Consider the following 3,660-nt stretch of genomic DNA (forward strand, 5'->3'; position numbering starts at 1 on the left):
AAGCCGCCCATGGTTCGCGCTGAGGCTTTCGCTTGCTCCAATTCCAACGGTCCCACCGGGGTCGTTCGAATGCGCACGCCTTGAGCTGACGCCGCCTCGAACCAGACCCCGCCAACATCGGTCGGGGTCTGGCAAGACCACGAACCCGCCCAACCCTCCTGAATCGGATCGTTCCCGTGTCCACCCCATTCTGGCTTCCCATCGAGACCGAGCGGCTTTTGCTGCGCGACTTCCGTGAAGACGACTTCGACTCCATCCACGCCTACGCCACCGACCCGGAGGTGGTGCGCTACATGCCCTGGGGCCCCAACACCCTGGAGGTCACCCGAGAGGTGCTGGACCGCAATCTTGAACGGCAGAAGACCTGGCCGCAGGAGGAGCTGAGCCTGGCCGTCGAGGTGAAGGCAACGTCTGAAATGATCGGCTCCATCTCTCTGCACGACGCCAACAGCGACAACAGCGCCTTCGGCTATTGCTACAGCCGGGACGCGTGGGGGAAGGGCTATGGGACCGAGGCGGCCCGAGCCCTAGCCCGGATCGCCTTCACGGAGTTGGGCCACCACCGCATCTGGGCCACCTGCGACGCCCGCAACCACGGCTCCTATGCGATCATGGAGAAGGTGGGGATGCGCCGCGAGGGCCATATGCTGAAGAACCTCAAGGCCCGTGACGGCTGGCGCGACAGCTATGTCTACGCGCTGCTGGCTGACGAATGGCTCGCGGCCAATCGCTAATAACATCCGGGTATAATTGACGAAGGCGGGTCGCCGCTGTGAGGAGCCCGGCTCACGTCGAGGATGAGACCGTGGACAAGCAACGCCGCCGAGACACTGTTCAGGCCTGGAAGGAGGGTCGCAAGTCCCGGGCGGGGATCTTCCGCGTGGCGTGCGCGCCGGCGGGGAAGGCCTGGCTGGGCGTGAGCCGGAACCTCGACGCCCAGCAGAACAGCATCTGGTTCAGCCTCCGGCACGGCGGCTCGCCCAACCGCGAGATGCAGGCGGCCTGGAAGGCCCACCTGGTCAATCAGAAGTTGCAGGAACGCCTGCGCTTGTGATGCGCTGAGCTTGGTGCAGGGCTGGTCGTGGCCTGATCCCTCAGGGCCGCTCAAGCACCAGGGTCGCCCAGGCGTCGCGGTGGATGCGGCGCAGCAGGCGGAAGCCGCGGGAGCGGTAGGCCGCCAGCACCCGCCGTTCCTGGGTGCGCAGGAGGCCGGACAGGATGGCCACCCCGCCGGGCCTCAGGGCGCCGCGGATGTCCTGGGCCAGGGCCACCAGGGGCGGGGCCAGGATGTTGGCGAAGACCAGGTCATAGGGCGCGGCGGAACGCACGCGCTGGTGGCCGAGGCCCGAGGCGTGGACGAACTGGGCCCGGGCGCCGTTCAGGGCGGCGTTCTCCCGGGCGATCCGGACGGAGGGGGCGTCGATGTCCGTGCCGCGGGCCAGCCGGGCCCCGGTCCGGGCGGCGGCGATGGCCAGGACGCCGGTCCCGGCGCCGACGTCCAGCACCCTGTCGAAGCGCCGCGACTTGATCAGGTCGTTCCAGGCCAGCAGGCAGCCCACCGTGGTGCCGTGGTGGCCGGTGCCGAAGGCCGCGCCGGCCTCGATTCGCAGGGCGACGGCGTTGGGCGGGACCTGTCCCCGGTCGTGGGCGCCATAGACGAAGAAGCGGCCCGCGCGCACAGGCGGAAGGCCTGAAAGGGACATGGCGAGCCAGTCGGCGTCGGCCAGGGCCTCCACCGTGACCACAAGGCCAGGCTGGACGACCAGCCGGGCCTTGAGCGCATCGGCTTCCTCGCGCGTGGTGGGAAAGGCGTCGATCCGCCAGACGTCGTGGTCCTCGTCCTCCTCGAGGATGGAGTAGGTCGTTCCCTCGAACAGCGGGTCGGCGTCGAGGACGGCGGCGGCGGCCTCGGCCGCGGCTCGGGGCCCGCGGGCGATGATCTGGACGGCGTCTTCGCTCATTCGCCCTCCTTAGGGCGGTCCGCGCCGGAAGGCGAGGGGGCGGGCGCAGGCCCAGGCCCCAGTGCAGGACCCGGTGCAGGCCCAGGTGCAGGGGCGGCGGCGGGAGGCGGAGTCTCCGGCATGTCGACGGCCTCAGGCGGGCGCTCTATCGCCGCTTCGGGCTCGGGCGCGGGCTCCTCCCAGGGCGGCGGTGGCGGGACGTCCAAGGGAGGCGGCTGGCGGGAGTCCGTGCCGACCACATAGTCCGGAACCGAGCCGAACCTGCCCCACCGGCCGCCCCAGCCGGCGGAGGGGTCTGCACCGCCAAAGCCCTCGGCAGGCGGCCCGGTGAAGCCGGGCGTCGCGAAGGCCGGGTCGGGACGGAAGTCCGCGGGCTGAGGTCGCAGCAGGGCGCCCGCGATCAGGCCGAGGCAGGCGAAGGCCGCCGCGCCCGCCAGCTCGACCTTCATGCGGCCCGGCGGACCGCCCGTTCGATCAGATCGCAGACCTTCGGGATCAGGGGCGCCGGGATGTTGTGGCCCATGCGTTCCAGCACATGCATCTCCGCCCCCGGCACACAGGCGGCGGTGTCATGACCGCCCTCGACGGGGACAAGGGGATCGTCCGCTCCGTGGATCACCACGGTCGGCGCGGTGATGCGGCGAAGAGCCTCGCGGCGATCGCCGCTGCCCAGGATGGCTGCGTACTGGCGCAGGAAACCGACGGGGTAATAGGCGCGCCGGAAGGACTGCTCGATGCCGGCGCGCTCGGCCGCCTCGTCCAGGACCCCGGCGGGCCCCGCCATCACCCTGGCCGAGGCCAGCCCATGGTCGAGAAAGGCCTTGAGGTCCGCATGCGGATCAGGGCCCCGGTTCACGAGGAAGGCCACCGCCTCGGGCCGGGCCGGCGGCAGGTTGGGATTGCCGGTGGAGGACATGATGGAGGTCATCGAGCGCACGCGGTGCGGGTGCTCCGCCGCCAGCATCTGGACGATCATGCCGCCCATGGAGGCGCCGACCACATGGGCGGAGCCAAGCCCCAGGCCCTCGATCACGCCCGCCGCATCGGCGGCCATGTCCGACAGGAAGTAGGGAACCTCGGGTCGCCGGCCCTCGCGCACCGCCTTGGCGACCTCGCCGATGCTGGGCGGCGGAACGTCGTCGAAACGGTGGGACAGGCCGACGTCGCGGTTGTCGAACCGCACCACGCGATAGCCGCGCCCGGCCAGGTCCCCGACCATGTCCATGGACCAGCGGATCATCTGGGCGCCCAGGCCCATGACCAGCACGACGGGCTCCCCGCCCTCCGGCCCGTGGACGTCGTATTCGATCTCGATTCCGTTCGCGGTCAGCCTTGCCATCTGTCTCTCCCTGTCAGGGGCTGCACGATGGCGCGCCGGTCGCCGGGCCGCAAGCGCGGCGAGGTCTCAGGCCTTCGCCACGAAGCTGTCCAGCACCTTCTTCTCTCCGGCCTTGTCGAAGGCCACGGTCAGCTTGGAGCCCTCGGCCACCAGCACCCGGCCATAGCCGAACTTCTGGTGGAAGACCCGGTCGCCCCGGGAATAGGCGCTGGACTGGGGGTCGGAGACCGCCAGCAGCTTGCCTTCGCCCTCGATGACGGCCTTGCGGTTGACGGGAGCTGCGGGGCGCCCGCGATCCTGCGCCCGCCGCCAGCCGGGGGAGTCGTAGCCGGAGCCGAAGGCCGGGGTCTCGTCCCAGCG

The 3,660-nt window shown here is 70.8% G+C and carries 5 protein-coding genes and 1 pseudogene; 2 read left to right on the plus strand and 4 right to left on the minus strand.

The features are described from left to right. Window positions 1-176: 176 nt before the first annotated feature. Both INE98_RS10095 and INE98_RS10100 read left to right on the plus strand, forming a co-directional pair. A complete protein-coding gene (locus INE98_RS10095; RefSeq protein ID WP_293538677.1) occupies window positions 177-734 on the plus strand; it encodes a GNAT family N-acetyltransferase in 558 nt (185 codons plus the stop codon). 71 nt (window positions 735-805) lie between these two features. Beyond that, window positions 806-1,054: a GIY-YIG nuclease family protein gene (locus tag INE98_RS10100; protein WP_293538679.1), complete on the plus strand. Its 249-nt coding sequence runs from the start codon at window positions 806-808 to the stop codon at window positions 1,052-1,054. Between the two features lie 40 nt (window positions 1,055-1,094). Here the strand turns inward: INE98_RS10100 and INE98_RS10105 are convergent, their stop codons facing one another. The 4 genes and pseudogenes from INE98_RS10105 to INE98_RS10120 all read right to left on the minus strand — a co-directional run. Further along, on the minus strand, window positions 1,095-1,961 hold the full coding sequence (locus INE98_RS10105; protein WP_293538681.1) for a 50S ribosomal protein L11 methyltransferase: 867 nt from the start codon (window positions 1,959-1,961) through the stop codon (window positions 1,095-1,097). Continuing rightward, window positions 1,958-2,410 carry a hypothetical protein gene (locus INE98_RS10110; RefSeq protein ID WP_293538683.1) on the minus strand — a complete coding sequence of 151 codons (453 nt, stop codon included), beginning with the start codon at window positions 2,408-2,410 and terminating at the stop codon, window positions 1,958-1,960. Before INE98_RS10110 ends, INE98_RS10105 begins: the two co-directional genes overlap by 4 nt. Beyond that, a complete protein-coding gene (locus INE98_RS10115) occupies window positions 2,407-3,300 on the minus strand; it encodes an alpha/beta hydrolase (protein WP_293538684.1) in 894 nt (297 codons plus the stop codon). Before INE98_RS10115 ends, INE98_RS10110 begins: the two co-directional genes overlap by 4 nt. 66 nt (window positions 3,301-3,366) lie before the next feature. Beyond that, window positions 3,367-3,660: pseudogene (locus INE98_RS10120) on the minus strand (DNA helicase II); the annotation flags it as partial.

The organism is Phenylobacterium sp., assembly GCF_020253645.1.
In the GTDB taxonomy this organism is placed as follows: Bacteria; Pseudomonadota; Alphaproteobacteria; order Caulobacterales; family Caulobacteraceae; genus Phenylobacterium.

What these genes read in the sequence shown, in the direction of transcription:
- INE98_RS10105 (WP_293538681.1), bottom strand. Translation starts at nt 1,961, where the DNA reads ATGAGCGAAGACGCCGTCCAGATCATCGCCCGCGGGCCCCGAGCCGCG.
- INE98_RS10110 (WP_293538683.1), bottom strand. Translation starts at nt 2,410, where the DNA reads ATGAAGGTCGAGCTGGCGGGCGCGGCGGCCTTCGCCTGCCTCGGCCTG.
- INE98_RS10115 (WP_293538684.1), bottom strand. Translation starts at nt 3,300, where the DNA reads ATGGCAAGGCTGACCGCGAACGGAATCGAGATCGAATACGACGTCCAC.